Genomic DNA, 16,059 nt, shown 5'->3' with positions numbered 1-16,059 from the left:
GTAAAGTGGATAAATGTGGAGTTTAATGGGCATGATGTGAGGAAGAGGGGTAGTAATGAGCACTTTTTTCTCTCCGGGCTTTAGCCTTTCATCCTGTCTGACTTGACCAGGGAGAACCGATTTGTTTCGTGGGGTCAATGCCATAAACCTCGATGCTAAAGGGCGTCTTGCAATACCTACCCGTTATCGGCAGGTGTTGAGGGATCGTTGTGAAGGCAGCCTGGTGGCGACCATTGATACCGATGAACCCTGTCTATTGATTTATCCACAGGATGAGTGGGAGGCCATTCAAGCGAAAATTGAAGCCTTGCCCAGTTTTCATCCTATGACACGCCGTATCCAGAGACTTCTTATCGGACATGCAACCGACATTGATATGGATGGCAGTGGCCGAGTTTTAGTACCTCCCTTGCTCAGGGATTATGCAGGCTTGGATAAGCGCTGCATTCTTCTGGGTCAGGGCAAAAAGTTTGAACTGTGGGATGAAGCCAGCTGGAATCAGCGGCGAGACGATTATCTTCAGGAAGCCAGTGAATCCGGCGAAGTGCCAGCTGAACTCCAGTCTTTATCCCTTTAATGGGCATTAGCCCGGGCATGATCGATGTCATTACAAGAACAATCAGATCAGCACGTTACGGTGCTGTTAAACGAAGCGGTTGAAGCCCTGGTTACAGATCCGGATGGGATCTATGTCGATGGAACATTTGGTCGCGGTGGTCACAGTCGTGCCATCCTGGAAAAGCTTTCCGACAAAGGGCGGCTGGTCGGTATCGACAAAGATCCCAGAGCTATAGCCGTTGCTGATCAGCTGGCTGAAGCAGATAGCCGCTTTTCTATCTATCACGGATCCTTTGCAGAGCTGGAAGAAGCGCTTCAGGGGCAGAAGGTAGAAGGTGTGTTGCTGGATCTGGGAGTCTCTTCTCCACAGTTAGACAACGCTGAGAGGGGTTTTAGCTTTATGCAGGATGGTCCGCTGGACATGCGGATGAATACCACTCAGGGAGAAAGTGCAGCAGATTGGATAAATCGTGCCGAAGAGCAGGAGATTAGCAGGGTGATCTGGGAATACGGCGAAGATCGTTTCTCCCGCAGAATTGCCAGAGCGGTTATCAGGGAAAGAGAAGAAGGGCCTATTACAACGACGAAACGTCTGGCGAACATTATTGCCGCTGCCAGCTCTTCCAGAGAGAAGGGCAAGCATCCGGCTACCAGAGCGTTTCAGGCAATCCGTATACATATAAATCGAGAGCTGGATGATCTGGTGGATTGTCTGGATATAGCGCTTGAAGTACTCAAACCGGGTGGGCGTCTGGTGGTTATCAGTTTCCACTCACTGGAAGACAGGATTGCCAAACGATTTATTCGAAAACAGGCCAAAGGCGATGAGTTACCGCGCTGGATGCCGGTAACGGAAGATCAGCTTAACAAACGACTGAGGCCAATAGGTAAAGCCATTAAACCGGGTGAGCAAGAAGTTAAGGCTAACCCAAGAGCGAGAAGTGCCGTCATGCGTATTGCTGAGAAACTGATCTGACAAGGCTGAAAAAATGGATAGAAAACCGCTGCAGGCGTTGTTTCAAAAATCCAATTTAGTCAGTGCTCTGCTGCTGACCAGTGTGCTTGTGTCTGGAGTGGCAGTGAGCTTTGTCGGTCATGAAAACAGACGGCTGCATAATGAGCTTCAACAGGAGTTGGAGCGAAGGAATAAGGCCCAGGTTGAGTGGGGTAAGTTGCTTTTAGAACAGAGTTCCCTCACTAATCCAGGGCGAGTGGAAAAAATTGCAAGGGAAGAGTTGGACATGGAAGTGCCTGATGCTGGACGTATAAAAATGGTGGTACCGTGAAATCTGCAGCAAGGACGGCCAGTGCCAACAGAAAAAGCCAGGTTGGCAAAAAAGAGTCCATGCCATTTCGCTGGAGAGTCAAACTTCTGCAGCTGTTGTTCATTACGGCGGGGCTGGTGATCTGCTATCGCCTTGTCGATCTTCAAGTGTTGAATCGGAATTTTCTTCAGAATGAAGGCGATAAGCGTTCTGTTCGTCATGAGGCTATACCCGCCCACCGTGGCGTAGTGTTTGACCGCAATGGCAAGATCCTTGCGGTAAGTGCTCCCGTCATGACTATCTGGGCTGATCCTCAAGAGCTGATCAAGGTGCCAGAGCGCTGGGATGAGCTGGCATTTACTCTCAAAGTAGATAAGAGCTGGTTGGCGGGCAGGGTTAAAAAGAGCGTTGAGAAAGAGTTTATCTATCTCAAGCGGCAGATGACACCGGAGCGGGGTGAAAAAGTTAAAGCGTTGAAAGTACCGGGTGTCCATATTCTTGATGAGCAGAGGCGTTACTACCCTATGGGTGAGGTGACAGCGCATCTGGTTGGAATCACGGGTATTGATGACAAAGGGCAGGAAGGTCTTGAACTGGGCTATGATCACTGGCTGACCGGTACGGAAGGGACCAGAAGGTTGTTGAAAGATCGGAGAGGTCGTCTTGCCAAAGAGGCTGAGCTGGTTGAAAGTGCGCAGCCTGGAAAAGAATTGATGCTCAGTATTGATTCCAGACTTCAGTACATGGCTTATCGAGAACTGAAAAGTGCAGTTGAAAAAGCCAAGGCTACAGCGGGTTCTCTGATAATGATGGATGTTCAGACCGGAGAGGTTCTGGCCATGGTCAATCAGCCATCTTATAACCCTAATAATCGAACCGGGTTGCAGCCTTACCGCATGAGAAACCGTGTAATGACTGACCTGGTAGAGCCCGGGTCAACTTTAAAGCCTTTTACTGTCGCTGCTGCCATGGAAACGGGCAGGTATAATCGCTATACCCAGGTCAAAACCGGTGTGGGCTATCTACGCGTAGGCCGAAATGCTGTTCGGGATGTCATAGGTTATGGAACCATTGATGTTGAGACGGTACTGAAAAAGTCCAGCAATATCGGTGTGACTAAAATGGCCCTCGATATTGGTGTTGATAAGGTCGTCGATATGTTACGTCGTGTCGGATTCGGTCAGAGTCCTGGAACTGGCTTTCCTGGCGAAAGAGCCGGTTTTCTTCCTTACAGGGATCGCTGGAGTGATATTGAAGTGGCGACTCTGTCCTTTGGTTATGGTTTGACGGTGACGCCATTGCAGCTCGCGCAAGCCTATTCAGTACTGGGTTCTGGAGGGCTGCTCAGGCCTGCCTCCCTGATCAAGCGCGATGTGGCACCTGACGGTGTTCGGGTCATGGATGAAGATGTAGCCCATGACATCATGGAAATGCTGGGGAAGGTGGTCGGTAAAGGTGGGACAGGCTGGCGAGGTGCGGTCAAGTCCTACAATGTGGGGGGGAAAACGGGAACGGTTAAAAAAGTCGGTAGTAGTGGCTACCTTGAAGATCGTTATGTGGGACTTTTTGCGGGTGTCGCTCCTGTAGAAAATCCTCGCATTGCTACAGTCGTGATTATTGATGATCCTGCAGGAAAAGATTATTACGGTGGTGTGATAGCGGGTCCGGTTTTTTCCAAAGTAAATGGTCAGGCATTGAGAATGCTGGGTGTCAAGCCCAGTGAAGACAAAGTGCTGACAGCGGAAAGATCCAGTCATCGGGCTGGAGTTATGAAATTAAAACAGGATGGAACATGACCTCGTGTCAAATGACGTCTGTAAATGAAGTGCTGGTGGCGTTGAATCATCCTCCGCTGGATAAAGACATACAACTGACAGGACTGACCCTCGACAGCCGCAGGTTGATCGGGGGTGAGCTGTTTCTGGCTGTGCCGGGTTTTAGTTCTGATGGTCGAGAATTTATTAAAACAGCAGTGGCGTCAGGTGCGGCTGCAGTACTTGCTGAGAGTGTTGAAACTTCGGCTTTTGAAACAGAAACACTGTCTGGCAAGCCCATTATTTTTATTAAAGATTTAAAGGCGCGTATTAGCTTTCTTGCCGATCAATTCTATCGGCAGCCATCTTCAAAGCTCAAACTGACAGGGGTCACTGGAACCAATGGTAAAACCTCTACCTGTTGGTTTGCTGCACAATTACTTTCTTTGCTCGATGAGCCTTGTGCCGTCATGGGAACATTGGGTAAAGGCGTTCCACCTGAGTTGGAGCCCTGTCTGAATACAACATCGGACTCCGTTTCTACGCAGAGCTTTATGGCAGAGCTGGTGGGAAGTCAGGTGCATTCTATGGCGATGGAGGTTTCCTCTCATGGCTTGCATCAGGGGAGAGCAGATGGGCTGCAGTTTGAGGTGGGCGTTTTTACGAATATCAGTCGAGATCACCTTGATTACCATCAGACGATGGACGCCTATGCAGAAGCCAAGGCATTGTTGTTTGTCGGGGGCAGGGTCAAGAAGGCTGTCATAAATCTGGACGATGAATACAGTGGGTTGATGTTGTCCCGTTGCTCCGAAGAGACGGAAACTTTCACCTTTTCGATGGTTTCGGCTCAGGCAGATATCTTTGCCAACAACATTACTTTGGATTCTGAAGGTGTTAAGTCTGATTTGATCACTCCTTGGGGAGAGGGTCAGTTAAAAACGCCACAATTTGGTCGCTTCAGCCTCGAAAACCTTTTGGCTGTTATAGGTGCTGTTTGTTGCCAGGGGTTTTCCTTGGAGCAAGTTCTTGAGCAGTTGCCTCAGTTGATTCCGGTACCTGGAAGAATGCAAAGACTGGGAGGGGGGCAAAAGCCCGTTGTCGTCGTGGACTATGCCCATACATCGGACGCTCTGGTCAGTGTGTTGACAGCTTTACGTGAGCATGGGGCTTCAAAATTAATCTGCGTCTTTGGTTGTGGTGGTGACAGGGATCGGGGAAAAAGGCCTCTTATGGCTCGTGCGGCCGTTCAGGGTGCGGATGAGGTGGTGGTAACCAGTGATAATCCTCGAAGTGAAGATCCCTCTGAGATTATCAGGGATGCTCTGGCGGGTGTTGAGCAGTCAGATACACCGGTGACCTCTGTTATTAATCGTGCTGAGGCCATTCAATTGGCTATCTGCAAAGCGGGTGCTGGAGATATTGTTGTTATTGCTGGTAAGGGTCACGAAGATTATCAGGAAATTAATGGCATTCGACATTCATTTGATGATTGTGAAGAAGCGATCAAAGCTCTGGATCTTTGGAAACCATCAACTGCTTCGTACACAGAGGAGGGCCTATGATTCGGTCGTTTACTCTCTCTGAGCTGGTTGAGGTTCTGGATGGGACTCTAACAGGTCAGGATACATCGATATCTGGCATTAGCATCGATACCAGAACCATTGAGGCTGGCAATCTTTTTGTCGCCATCAAAGGTCCCCGTTTTGATGGTCATACTTATGCTAAGCAGGCAGAGGCGTCAGGCGCTTCAGCAGTTGTGGTGCAGGAAATTATTGAAGGACTGGGAATTGCTCAGATTCAGGTCCGTGATACCGAAAAAGCGCTGGGGCGACTGGGGCAGTTTAATCGGGCGTGTTTCCATGCTCCTGTTGTGGCTGTTACCGGAACTTGTGGAAAAACCTCGGTTAAAGAGATGCTGGCATCGGTGTTTGAACAGGCTGGAAAAGTTCTGGCAACCGAGGGCAATTTGAATAATGCCTACGGTGTGCCACTGACATTGTTCAGACTGGAAGAAGATCAGCAGCATGCCGTTGTTGAGCTGGGAACCAGCTCTCCCGGTGAGATTGAGTACATTACTCAGCTGACTGCCCCCGATGTTTCTATTATCACAAATGCTGCTGAAAACCACCTGAAGGATCTGCACACCCTTGAAGGTGTTATTCATGAAAAAGGCTTTATTCTGGAAGGTCTTAAAAATAATGGTACATCCGTACTCAATCTTGATGATCCCAGTTTTCTGCGCTGGCAGGACAGAGCTTTAAAGCAATCGGGCCGAAAAGTGTTGTCCTTCAGTTTGTCTAAGCCAGAAGCTGATGTGTTTGCCTCTGAAGTGAATTCAACATCAGAAGGTATGAGTTTTCGATTGAATCTTAATCGGAATGGGGTTGAAGAGCAGGCAGCGGTTAAGCTGGCTTTCTGGGGTAAACATCAGGTTCAGAATGCGTGTTGTGCGGCTGCAGCAGCATCGGCGGTCGGTCTGGGGCTGGACATTATTGCCAAGGGGCTGGAAAATGCCCGCCCCTATCAACGAAGAGGTACTCGTTATCCTCTGTCTGGTGATGTTCTGGTCATTGACGAGAGTTATAACGCCAGTCCGATAGCGACTTTGGCCGCTATAGATCAGCTTGCTGATTGTGAAGGTAAAACCATCATGGTACTGGGGGATATGCTTGACCTCGGTGAAGTGGCTAAAGCTCGACATGTTGATGTGGGCAAATATGCTGCTGCTAAAAGTATTGACTGTTTTGCTGCCTATGGTGATGCGTCTATCGACGCTGTAAAAGCGTTCAATAATGACAGTGGGCAGCACTTTGAAGAAAAAGAGGCTCTCTCGAACTGGGTAAGAACCCGGATTCAGGCGTTCAGAGAACAGCAGGCAGATTGTCCTGTTACAGTTCTCATCAAGGGATCGAGAGGAATGGAAATGTTGGATGTTGTCAGATCCCTCGTGGGATCAGAATATAAGGGAGAGCGCTGATAATGCTGCTCTGGCTTGCGGATTTTTTGTCGCAATACTATCACGGCTTTGCCGTTTTCAAATACCTCACGCTCAGGGCGATCCTGGGTGTGCTCACTGCGCTGGCCATGGGACTCTGGCTGGGGCCTCATATGATTCGTCGGCTGAGTTATCACCAGATTGGTCAGACTGTACGTGATGACGGTCCTCAATCGCACCTGAGTAAAGCGGGTACGCCGACTATGGGTGGGGCTCTGATACTGATCTGTATAGCAGTCAGTACCCTTCTGTGGGCAAACCTGAGTAACCGCTATATCTGGGTGGTTTTGCTGGTGACGGCTGTGTTCGGGGTTGTTGGCTGGGTGGATGATTACCGTAAGGTGGTCGAGAAAAACTCAAGGGGGTTGCCCGCACGCTGGAAGTTTTTCTGGCAGTCAGTGGGGGGGCTTGGAGCAGCTATCTTCCTCTACGCTACGGCTAAAACACCGGTAGAGACCAGTCTGATTGTACCTTTCTTCAAGAGTATCATTATAGATCTTGGTCCTTTTTATATTGTATTGGCTTATCTGACCATTGTCGGCTGTAGTAATGCGGTGAATCTGACGGATGGCCTTGATGGTTTGGCAATCATGCCTACTGTGCTGGTGGCCTCTGCCCTGGCCATCTTTGCATACGCCAGTGGTCATGCGAACTTTGCCCAGTATCTGTTGATTCCTTTTGTGCCCGGCTCTGGTGAACTGGTGGTCTTTTGTGCCGCCATAGGGGGCGCTGGTCTGTCCTTTCTGTGGTTTAACACCTATCCCGCACAAGTCTTTATGGGAGATGTTGGTGCGCTTGCACTTGGAGCCGCACTGGGTGTGCTGGCGGTTATTGTTCGTCAGGAAATAGTGTTGATCATTATGGGTGGTGTTTTTGTGATGGAAACTGTTTCGGTTATTTTGCAGGTGGCTTCGTTCAAGCTAACGGGTCGCAGAATATTCCGGATGGCGCCACTGCATCATCACTTTGAGCTCAAAGGTTGGCCAGAGCCCCGGGTCATTGTTCGATTTTGGATTATTACATTGATTCTGGTTCTGATTGGCCTGGCATCATTGAAGATTCGATAACTCAGTCATGAGTGAAGAAAACCATTTGTTGTCCTTAGGGCTCTAAATGAATTTTACAGTTAAAACAGCTTTGTCGGGAACATAACGCGTGTCAGCACTGATTAGTTCAAATCGTACAAGAGTAGTCGTAGGGCTCGGCAAGACCGGATTGTCCTGTGTGCGATTTCTGGCTGAAAGACAGCGCTCGTTCAAGGTGATGGATACTCGAGAGAATCCTCCTGGCATCGATGAACTCAGAGCTTCATTTCCTGATATTCCAGTACATCTTGGCGGATTGAACTCAGACTGGCTGTTAGAAGCCGATGAGTTGATTCTTAGCCCCGGTATTGCGCTTTCCACTCCGGAGATAGCTGAGGCGGTGAATAAAGGAGCAGAAGCAGTGGGTGATATCGAGTTGTTCTGCCGTGAAGTGGATAAGCCGGTAGTCGCTATCACTGGATCAAATGGCAAAAGTACTGTGACGACCCTGTTGGGAGAAATGGCAGAAGAGGCCGGTTTAAGTGTTGCAGTGGGTGGGAATATAGGGACTCCGGCTCTGGAGCTTCTTGAGCGAGAAGGGGTCGACCTCTATATACTCGAGCTGTCCAGCTTTCAGTTAGAAACTACTCACTCACTGCGTGCGGCTGCAGCCACTGTTCTGAATGTCAGTCCTGATCATATGGATCGTTATGCATCCATGATGGATTACCATAAAGCCAAGCAACGAATTTATCGTGGTTGCAAACATGCGGTCTACAACAAGCAGGATGCTTTGACGGTACCTCTTCTGCCACAGGCTACCCCTGCTACTGCGTTCACTTCTGGAAAACCTGACTTGCACGACTATGGTCTGATTGATGATGATGAAGGTACATGGCTCTGCAAAGGTGTTGAAAGACTTCTGAATACTGCAGCCATGAAATTACCGGGTCGTCACAATCAGATGAATGCCCTGGCTGCTCTGGCTTTGGGTGATACGGTGGGTATACCCATGGCACCTATGCTGAGTGCTTTAACTCAATTTGAGGGTCTTGCCCATCGTTGTCAGTGGGTTGCCGAGAAGAATGGCGTGGTATGGATTAATGATTCCAAAGCCACCAATGTGGGCGCTTCCGTTGCCGCGATAGAAGGCTTGGGTGAAACTCTGTCTGGAAAGGTAGTGCTTATTGCTGGCGGAGACGGTAAAGGGGCTGATTTTAATCAATTGAAGCAGCCTCTGAAGAAGTATGGTCGCGAAGTTGTACTTGTAGGACGTGATGCGGCTGACATTGCAGCTGCAGTCAATGAAGTCATCCCTGTTCAGCACTCTGAAGATTTGGCAGCGGCTATAGAGCGAGCCTGTGAAGTCAGCGAAAAGGGTGATGCAGTTCTGCTGGCACCCGCCTGCGCCAGTTTTGATATGTTCAAGAGTTTTGAGCACCGTGGCGATGTGTTCGCAGGTTTGGTCAGGGAGCGGCTTGCATGACTTTGCATCAGAAGCTTCTCAGTGAAATAACATCACCCTTTACAGGTCGAAGCAGTGCGCTTGATCTGTCTCTTCTGGGTGCTGTGCTGGGGCTTTTGGTGATTGGGTTGGTTATGGTTAGTTCTGCTTCCATGGAAGTGGCGGGTAGCTTGTACTCCAATCCCTTTTACATTTTGATCAAGCAGGGGTTGTTTGTCTTTGCCGGTTTGCTGCTTATGGGGATCATGATGATGGTTCCTGTAAAGACAGTAGAGAAGTACAGCTGGGTTTCTCTGTTTGGTGGGCTTGGCCTTCTGCTGGTGGTGTTAGTGGTTGGGCGGGAGATTAATGGTAGTGTTCGCTGGATTCCCCTGGGCTTTTTTAACCTTCAGGCTTCAGAAGCTGCCAAGCTGATGATTGTTATCTATCTGGCTGCTTATCTGGTGCGCAGGTTGGATGAAGTCAGAACCCGGTGGACGGGGTTTCTTAAGCCAATGGCGATCCTGTCAGTCTCCTCGGTATTGCTGTTGATGGAACCTGATTTTGGTGCGCTGGTTGTTTTGATGGGCGCCTCAATGGGGATGATTTTTCTGGCGGGCGCCAGACTCTGGCAATTCATAATTCTCATCATGTTACTGGTGGGTTTTATCGTCGCTCTAATCGTTTTTGAGCCTTACCGTATGGCTCGCCTTGCTTCTTATATGGATCCCTGGGCGAATGCGTTTGGTAGTGGTTATCAGTTAACCCAGTCTCTGATCGCTTTTGGGCGTGGAGAATGGTTTGGAGAAGGCTTGGGTAATAGCTTACAAAAGCTGTTCTATCTGCCGGAAGCTCATACTGATTTTGTTTTTGCTGTTTTGGCTGAAGAGTTTGGTGTGCTCGGGGCAGTCTCTGTCCTGACTTTGATTCTGTTTATTGCCTGGAGAGCCATGCAAATTGGCTTCAGGGCGGAAACAAAAAAGCTTCTGTTTCATGGCTATGTAGCCTACGGAATTGGCTTGTTATTTGGCAGTCAGGCGTTGATCAATATTGGTGTGAATACTGGATTGTTGCCGACGAAAGGGTTGGCGTTACCTCTGATCAGTTATGGAGGTAGTAGTCTTTTGATTAACTGCCTGGCCTTTGGATTGTTGCTGCGAATTGATTATGAACGACGGCAGTATAATGTCGAAACCGAGAAAAAAAGCAGGGGGGCGTCATGAGTTCTAATGATAAGCCTACTGTTTTGATTATGGCGGGCGGTACAGGTGGACATATTTTCCCTGCACTGGCGACTGCCAGAGAACTTGAGAAAAGGGGGTATGCTATTCACTGGTTGGGAACACCCAACAGTATGGAGGCTGAACTGGTTCCTCGTCATGGATTTGAAATCAGTTTTATCCCGGTGACTGGGCTCAGAGGTAAAGGTTTGAGCTTTTTGCTCAAGGCGCCCTGGAAGCTTGCGGTTTCACTGAGCAAAGCCTTGAAAGTGATACGTCGATGTAAACCTGTCTGTGTTTTGGGTATGGGTGGCTTTGTAACGGGTCCTGGTGGTGTAGCTGCTCGATTGGCGGGAGTGCCCCTGGTGATTCATGAGCAGAATGCCATTGCCGGGTTCACTAATAAGATTTTATCCAGAATTGCACGGAAGGTTCTGCTGGCTTTTCCCGGAGCGTTTGATTCTAGTAAAAGTGCCGTGAGTCGTTCAGGTAAGTTTATCCTGACGGGTAATCCGGTCAGAACGGATATTGCAGATCTTGATGTTCCTGAAGGGCTTTCCACCAGGGCTTTAAAACTGCTGGTGGTGGGTGGTAGCAGAGGTGCAGTGGCTATCAACGAGTTGGTTCCCAAGGTTCTGACGCAGTTTAAAGGTCGCATTGAAGTCTGGCATCAAACCGGCAAAAACAATTTGGATGCCACCCGGGAGCTTTATCACGCGTTAGATGTAGAGGGTTGCATTGAACCTTTTATTGATGATATGGCAAGGGCTTATGAGTGGGCGGACCTGGTAATATGCAGATCGGGTGCGCTGACCGTGTCGGAACTGGCCATGGCTCAGAGAGCTGCGGTTCTGGTGCCCTATCCCTATGCCGTTGATGATCACCAAACGGTAAATGGGCAGTATCTGGTTAATCAGGGGGCAGCCCTGATGGTGCAACAGAAAAATCTGAATGAGAACTGTCTGGTAGACATGTTAGAGAATATTGTGGGTAATCCCCAGCAGCTGGTCACCATGGCCAGGGCTGCGGGCAGTGTTGCCAAGCCTATGGCTGCTGTGGAAGTCGCTGATCATTGTCTGGAGGTGGCTCATGCCCGCTAATAAACCTATTTTTCCTATCGCTCCTATACCTGAAATGCGTCGTATAAAGCGCATCCACTTTGTGGGTATAGGTGGTTCGGGTATGTGTGGTATTGCCGAGGTGCTGAAGAATCAGGGGTATCAGATCTCCGGTTCAGATATCAGACGCTCACCAGTAACAAGGCGGCTGGAAGATCAGGGGATCACTGTCTTTATTGGTCATGAGGCGGCGAACGTTGAAGGCGCTGATGTAGTTGTTACTTCTACCGCAGTGGCGTCAGAAAATCCGGAAGTGATGGCGGCAAGAGAGCAGCGTGTACCCGTGGTGCCCAGAGCAGAAATGCTGGCTGAGCTCATGCGCTACCGTCATGGGATCGCTGTGGCCGGGACTCATGGCAAAACCACGACTACGAGCCTACTGGCTTCGGTACTGGGTTATGGTGGGCTTGATCCGACATTTGTTATTGGTGGTCGTCTGAATTCTGCGGGCACCAATGCCAAGCTTGGAGGCAGTCGTTATCTGGTAGCAGAAGCCGATGAGTCGGATGCATCTTTCCTGCATTTGCAGCCTATGGTTTCTATTGTGACCAACATTGATGCAGATCATATGGCGACATATGAGGGAGATTTTGGCAAGCTAAAGAAAACCTTTGTGGATTTTCTTCACAATCTGCCATTTTATGGTCTGGCAGTGGTGTGTATAGACTGTCCTGTAGTTCAAGAACTGTTACCATTAATTAAACGACAAGTAATTACTTATGGTGAGAGTGAAGGGGCAGACTTCCGTGCTGTAAACATTCAGCAGAATGGTATGAAAACCTGCTTTGAACTGGAACGAAAATTAAACGGCAATAGAAAGATAAAAGTCGAGCTGAATATTCCGGGTCAGCACAATGTTCTGAACTCCCTGGCGACTTTCATCGTAGCATCTGATGAAGGAATGCCGGATGAAGTGATTTGTGAGGGACTGAAGCAATTTCAGGGTGTTGGCAGGCGTTTTCAGGTTCAGGGTGATTTTCAGACTGAATCTGCAAAAGTAATGCTCGTTGATGACTACGGACATCATCCCACAGAAGTGGCTGCGACGATCAAAGCTATCCGGGCAGGGTGGCCAGATAAAAGACTGGTTATGGTCTATCAGCCTCACCGCTATTCGAGAACCCGTGATCTGTATGAAGATTTTGTTGAAGTACTGTCCCAGGTTGATGTCTTGCTGTTGATGGAAGTCTACCCAGCTGGGGAAGAGCCAATTCCTGGCGCAGACAGTCGAAGTCTCTGTCGAAGTATTCGTCAGAGAGGCCAGTTGGAACCCATTTTTATTTCCAGTCCTGATGAAGTAGGAATGGTTTTGCAGGGTGTTGTTGAAGATAATGATCTGGTTCTTACTCAGGGCGCAGGTGATATAGGTGCGTTGGCAGTGAAGCTGTCGACAGAGCTGGGTGAAAAGCTGGAAGACAAAACTCAGGATGGAAGGGTAGGTTGATGATGTTTAGCCAGGAACAGGGCCTTGAAGTTATTGATCCAAAAGCCTTTGGAAAAGTGGCTGTATTACTGGGTGGAGACTCGGCTGAACGAGAAGTGAGTCTGGCATCAGGTCGCAGGATTGTTGAAGCACTGCAAAGTAGTGGGGTTGATAGTTGTCTTATTGATCCGGTTGAAGGGCTGGTGAGTCAGCTGGTAGAGCAGAAACCTGATCGGGTGTTTATTGCTCTGCACGGACCACGTGGTGAGGATGGTACTGTCCAGGGTTTACTCGACCAAATGGATATTCCTTATGCCGGTAGTGACATTATGTCATCGGCACTGGCCATGGATAAGTACAGAAGTAAGTTGCTATGGCAGGCTGTTGGCTTACCAACACCGGATTTTATGCTGGTTGAGCATGCAGATAATCTTGAGTGCTGTGCTGAGATCTTACCGGCTTTTGTGAAGCCGAGTCTTGAGGGTTCCAGTGTCGGCGTTGCCAGAGTGGATCGAGAACAGGACTTGCTGCCAGCTTGGGAACAAGCGTCGAAGTACGGTAGTTCGGTTCTGGTGGAGCAGTTTATCGATGGTCCTGAGTTTACGGTAACGATTCTGAATGGTCAGCCTTTGCCAGCCATTCGAATAGAGTCAGCAGAGTCATTTTATGACTATGAAGCCAAATATGTCTCAGGGAATACTCAGTATCATTTGCCCTGTGGGCTGTCTGCCAGCAAGGAGCAGGAACTTCAGGCTCTGGCATTGACTGCTTTTGAAACGCTGGGCTGCTCAGGCTGGGGGCGAGTTGACTTCATGCAGGATGAAAGAGGACGTTTCTGGTTGCTGGAAGCCAATACTGTTCCTGGTATGACGGAAACGAGCCTGGTTCCTATGGCCGCAAAATCGATGGGTTTGAGTTTTGAAGCGCTGGTTCTGGAAATTCTGAAGTCGTCCCTGTTACCGGCTCATCAGAAAGGGGTCGGAATAAAGGGAAGTAATGAGCTTGTTCAAGCAGAATCAGAAACAATCTGACGACTCAGGCAAGCGCAGTCGTGGTGCGAGTCGGGGGAATGAAAAAAAGAAGACGCGCGCCATTCCCTGGGGGTGGTTGCTGGGCTTGACTGCAGTATGCGCCCTGGCTGGAGCATTGCTTTGGTTCTGGCCAACGTTGATGAAGTGGGTTAATCAGCCGATAGCACGAGTGGAGGTGCGTTCTACGTTCAATTATTTGGAGCGTGGTGAGGTTGAAAAAGAGTTGTCTCCCTGGTTGGTAAACCGTTTTTTTTACCTTGATCTTGAAGCCATGCGAAAAGTTGTTCTGGGAATGCCATGGATTCGGGAAGCCAGTTTGCGACGAGAGTGGCCTGATACTCTCGTCATCAGGCTGGAGGAGCGTAAGCCGATTGCCCGTTGGCAGGATGATGGCTTAATTGATGTTGATGGTGAGGTCTTCAGGCCTGGATTGCTGGATACGTTCGGTAATTTGCCAAAGCTGTCAGGGCCAGAAGATCGCTCTCAGGATGTAATGCAGCAATACCTGGCATTCAGTCAGGTGATCAGGCCTTTAGGGGTCGCCGTTCGTGAGCTACGGCTCAGTACAACGGACTCCTGGTGGCTGAAAGTGGATCATGTTGATGTCAATCTGGGACGTGATCGAAGAATGGAAAGATTACAGCGTTTTATCAGGTTGTATCATGCAAGGCTTGATGACCGCTGGCAGGATGTAAGGCGCGTTGATTTGCGTTACTTGAATGGGGCTTCGGTGGCCTGGAAACAACCATGAAATCTGTGCTTTTCGGTTTCAATGGCACCACTGAAGTAATGAGTTCGGCGCACTGACTATTACAGTTTGAGTGGTTTGGGAAGATAGATGCCATGACAACGGCAGATAATGGAAATTTAATCGTCGGACTCGACATTGGTACTTCCAAGGTTGTAGCCATCGTGGGTGAAATAACCGCAGATGGGCAGCTGGAAGTGATCGGGATCGGCTCACATACCTCGCGAGGTCTGAAGCGCGGTGTCGTAGTCAATATTGATTCTACAGTCCATGCCATCAAGAGGGCGGTGGAAGAGGCAGAGTTGATGGCCGGTTGTCAGATCCACTCCGTCTATGCCGGCATTGCAGGTAATCATATTCGCAGTCTGAACTCCCATGGGATTGTTGCTATCAGGGAGCGAGAGGTCACCAGGGCTGATATTGACAGGGTGATCGATGCAGCGCAGGCCGTAGCCATTCCGGCAGATCAGAAAATTCTCCATATACTGCCTCAGGAGTATGTGATTGATACTCAAGAGGGAGTAAAAGAGCCTCTGGGGATGTCAGGTGTGCGACTGGAAGCTAAAGTGCATCTGGTGACCTGTGCGGTGAATGCATCGCAAAATATTGAAAACTGTATCAAACGCTGTGGTTTGGATGTAGACGACATTATACTAGAACAGCTGGCTTCCAGTTATGCAGTGCTTTCAGAGGATGAAAAAGAACTCGGTGTGTGTATGGTAGATATTGGTGGTGGGACTACTGATATCGCTATCTTTACTGAGGGAGCCATACGACATACGGCGGTCATTCCAATAGCGGGTGATCAAGTGACGAATGATATCGCTATGGCTTTGAGAACACCCACTCAGCATGCAGAAGAGCTCAAAATAAAATATGCCTGTGCTCTGACTCAGCTGGCGGGTGCTGAAGATATGATCAAAGTGCCCAGTGTTGGAGACAGACCAGCTCGAGAGTTGTCTCGACAGTCTCTGGCAGAGGTGGTTGAACCCAGATACGATGAATTGTTTACCTTGATTCAGGCAGAATTGAGGCGCAGCGGTTTTGAGGATCTTATACCCGCCGGTATCGTACTGACGGGAGGTACTTCCAAAATGGAGGGTGCCGTTGACCTGGCGGAGGAGATTTTTCACATGCCGGTCAGGCTGGGTATGCCTCAAGCTATTCAAGGGTTGACAGATGTCGTCTGTAACCCCATTTATGCAACAGGTGTCGGCCTGCTTCATTATGGACTGAAAGCTCAGCAGGAAGGGCGTAGAGAAAGTGCTGGTTTCAGCAGACAGGAAGAAGGCCTGCTCAATCGGCTTAAAAAATGGTTTCAAGGTAACTTCTGATTGAGAGGCTGATGCCATCAGCAGAAGTGTTTGCTTACAAATAGGCAATGATTGGTTTGTCGACGGTGAAAGGGAACACACAGCAAAATAACGTTTTGCAGTGTGTTTTTCGGGAAAGTAAGCGAATTGTTGTGGCAATAA

Annotated in this window: 14 protein-coding genes; all 14 read left to right on the top strand. The window is 49.1% G+C overall.

Annotation, left to right across the window (positions count from 1 at the left end; all coding sequences use genetic code 11):
- The first annotated feature begins 121 nt into the window (after window positions 1–121).
- The 14 genes from mraZ (at window position 122) to ftsA (ending at window position 15,918) form a co-directional block, all read left to right on the top strand.
- Complete coding sequence (mraZ, locus tag GZ78_RS17405; RefSeq protein WP_034838853.1) at window positions 122–577, top strand: division/cell wall cluster transcriptional repressor MraZ; 456 nt, start codon at window positions 122–124, stop codon at window positions 575–577.
- A 24-nt stretch (window positions 578–601) separates the two neighbouring features.
- Window positions 602–1,534 (top strand): 16S rRNA (cytosine(1402)-N(4))-methyltransferase RsmH, encoded by a 933-nt coding sequence (rsmH, locus tag GZ78_RS17400; protein ID WP_034838851.1) that lies wholly within the window; start codon window positions 602–604, stop codon window positions 1,532–1,534.
- A 13-nt stretch (window positions 1,535–1,547) separates the two neighbouring features.
- Window positions 1,548–1,844 (top strand): cell division protein FtsL, encoded by a 297-nt coding sequence (ftsL, locus tag GZ78_RS17395; RefSeq protein WP_051786305.1) that lies wholly within the window; start codon window positions 1,548–1,550, stop codon window positions 1,842–1,844.
- Window positions 1,841–3,619, top strand: a complete 1,779-nt coding sequence (locus tag GZ78_RS17390; protein ID WP_236631610.1) for a peptidoglycan D,D-transpeptidase FtsI family protein — start codon at window positions 1,841–1,843, stop codon at window positions 3,617–3,619. The genes ftsL and GZ78_RS17390 overlap by 4 nt, the downstream gene beginning before the upstream one ends.
- Window positions 3,616–5,142 carry a UDP-N-acetylmuramoyl-L-alanyl-D-glutamate--2,6-diaminopimelate ligase gene (locus tag GZ78_RS17385; protein ID WP_201772745.1) on the top strand — a complete coding sequence of 509 codons (1,527 nt, stop codon included), beginning with the start codon at window positions 3,616–3,618 and terminating at the stop codon, window positions 5,140–5,142. The genes GZ78_RS17390 and GZ78_RS17385 overlap by 4 nt, the downstream gene beginning before the upstream one ends.
- Entirely contained in the window at window positions 5,139–6,557 is a 1,419-nt protein-coding gene (locus GZ78_RS17380) for a UDP-N-acetylmuramoyl-tripeptide--D-alanyl-D-alanine ligase (RefSeq protein ID WP_034838848.1), read from the top strand. Before GZ78_RS17385 ends, GZ78_RS17380 begins: the two co-directional genes overlap by 4 nt.
- Before the next feature lie 2 nt (window positions 6,558–6,559).
- Complete coding sequence (gene mraY / locus GZ78_RS17375) at window positions 6,560–7,642, top strand: phospho-N-acetylmuramoyl-pentapeptide-transferase (protein ID WP_034838847.1); 1,083 nt, start codon at window positions 6,560–6,562, stop codon at window positions 7,640–7,642.
- An 88-nt stretch (window positions 7,643–7,730) separates the two neighbouring features.
- On the top strand, window positions 7,731–9,086 hold the full coding sequence (gene murD, locus GZ78_RS17370) for a UDP-N-acetylmuramoyl-L-alanine--D-glutamate ligase (RefSeq protein WP_034838844.1): 1,356 nt from the start codon (window positions 7,731–7,733) through the stop codon (window positions 9,084–9,086).
- Window positions 9,083–10,267, top strand: a complete 1,185-nt coding sequence (ftsW, locus tag GZ78_RS17365) for a putative lipid II flippase FtsW (RefSeq protein WP_051786304.1) — start codon at window positions 9,083–9,085, stop codon at window positions 10,265–10,267. Before murD ends, ftsW begins: the two co-directional genes overlap by 4 nt.
- A complete protein-coding gene (murG, locus tag GZ78_RS17360) occupies window positions 10,264–11,364 on the top strand; it encodes an undecaprenyldiphospho-muramoylpentapeptide beta-N-acetylglucosaminyltransferase (protein WP_034838842.1) in 1,101 nt (366 codons plus the stop codon). The genes ftsW and murG overlap by 4 nt, the downstream gene beginning before the upstream one ends.
- On the top strand, window positions 11,354–12,826 hold the full coding sequence (gene murC, locus GZ78_RS17355; protein WP_051786303.1) for a UDP-N-acetylmuramate--L-alanine ligase: 1,473 nt from the start codon (window positions 11,354–11,356) through the stop codon (window positions 12,824–12,826). The genes murG and murC overlap by 11 nt, the downstream gene beginning before the upstream one ends.
- Window positions 12,826–13,836, top strand: a complete 1,011-nt coding sequence (locus tag GZ78_RS17350) for a D-alanine--D-alanine ligase (protein ID WP_081869918.1) — start codon at window positions 12,826–12,828, stop codon at window positions 13,834–13,836. The genes murC and GZ78_RS17350 overlap by 1 nt, the downstream gene beginning before the upstream one ends.
- Window positions 13,802–14,587: a cell division protein FtsQ/DivIB gene (locus tag GZ78_RS17345; RefSeq protein WP_051786302.1), complete on the top strand. Its 786-nt coding sequence runs from the start codon at window positions 13,802–13,804 to the stop codon at window positions 14,585–14,587. The genes GZ78_RS17350 and GZ78_RS17345 overlap by 35 nt, the downstream gene beginning before the upstream one ends.
- A 92-nt stretch (window positions 14,588–14,679) precedes the next feature.
- Window positions 14,680–15,918 (top strand): cell division protein FtsA, encoded by a 1,239-nt coding sequence (gene ftsA / locus GZ78_RS17340; protein ID WP_034838839.1) that lies wholly within the window; start codon window positions 14,680–14,682, stop codon window positions 15,916–15,918.
- The last annotated feature ends 141 nt before the right edge of the window (window positions 15,919–16,059 follow it).

It is taken from the genome of Endozoicomonas numazuensis (assembly GCF_000722635.1).
Lineage (GTDB): Bacteria > Pseudomonadota > Gammaproteobacteria > Pseudomonadales > Endozoicomonadaceae > Endozoicomonas_A > Endozoicomonas_A numazuensis.
Note: the sequence above shows the minus strand (reverse complement) of the source record. Positions and strands in the feature narration are given on the sequence as shown.

What these genes read in the sequence shown, in the direction of transcription:
- rsmH (WP_034838851.1), top strand. Translation starts at nt 602, where the DNA reads ATGTCATTACAAGAACAATCAGATCAGCACGTTACGGTGCTGTTAAAC.
- ftsL (WP_051786305.1), top strand. Translation starts at nt 1,548, where the DNA reads ATGGATAGAAAACCGCTGCAGGCGTTGTTTCAAAAATCCAATTTAGTC.
- GZ78_RS17385 (WP_201772745.1), top strand. Translation starts at nt 3,616, where the DNA reads ATGACCTCGTGTCAAATGACGTCTGTAAATGAAGTGCTGGTGGCGTTG.
- GZ78_RS17380 (WP_034838848.1), top strand. Translation starts at nt 5,139, where the DNA reads ATGATTCGGTCGTTTACTCTCTCTGAGCTGGTTGAGGTTCTGGATGGG.
- mraY (WP_034838847.1), top strand. Translation starts at nt 6,560, where the DNA reads ATGCTGCTCTGGCTTGCGGATTTTTTGTCGCAATACTATCACGGCTTT.
- ftsW (WP_051786304.1), top strand. Translation starts at nt 9,083, where the DNA reads ATGACTTTGCATCAGAAGCTTCTCAGTGAAATAACATCACCCTTTACA.
- murG (WP_034838842.1), top strand. Translation starts at nt 10,264, where the DNA reads ATGAGTTCTAATGATAAGCCTACTGTTTTGATTATGGCGGGCGGTACA.
- murC (WP_051786303.1), top strand. Translation starts at nt 11,354, where the DNA reads ATGCCCGCTAATAAACCTATTTTTCCTATCGCTCCTATACCTGAAATG.
- GZ78_RS17350 (WP_081869918.1), top strand. Translation starts at nt 12,826, where the DNA reads ATGATGTTTAGCCAGGAACAGGGCCTTGAAGTTATTGATCCAAAAGCC.
- GZ78_RS17345 (WP_051786302.1), top strand. Translation starts at nt 13,802, where the DNA reads ATGAGCTTGTTCAAGCAGAATCAGAAACAATCTGACGACTCAGGCAAG.
- ftsA (WP_034838839.1), top strand. Translation starts at nt 14,680, where the DNA reads ATGACAACGGCAGATAATGGAAATTTAATCGTCGGACTCGACATTGGT.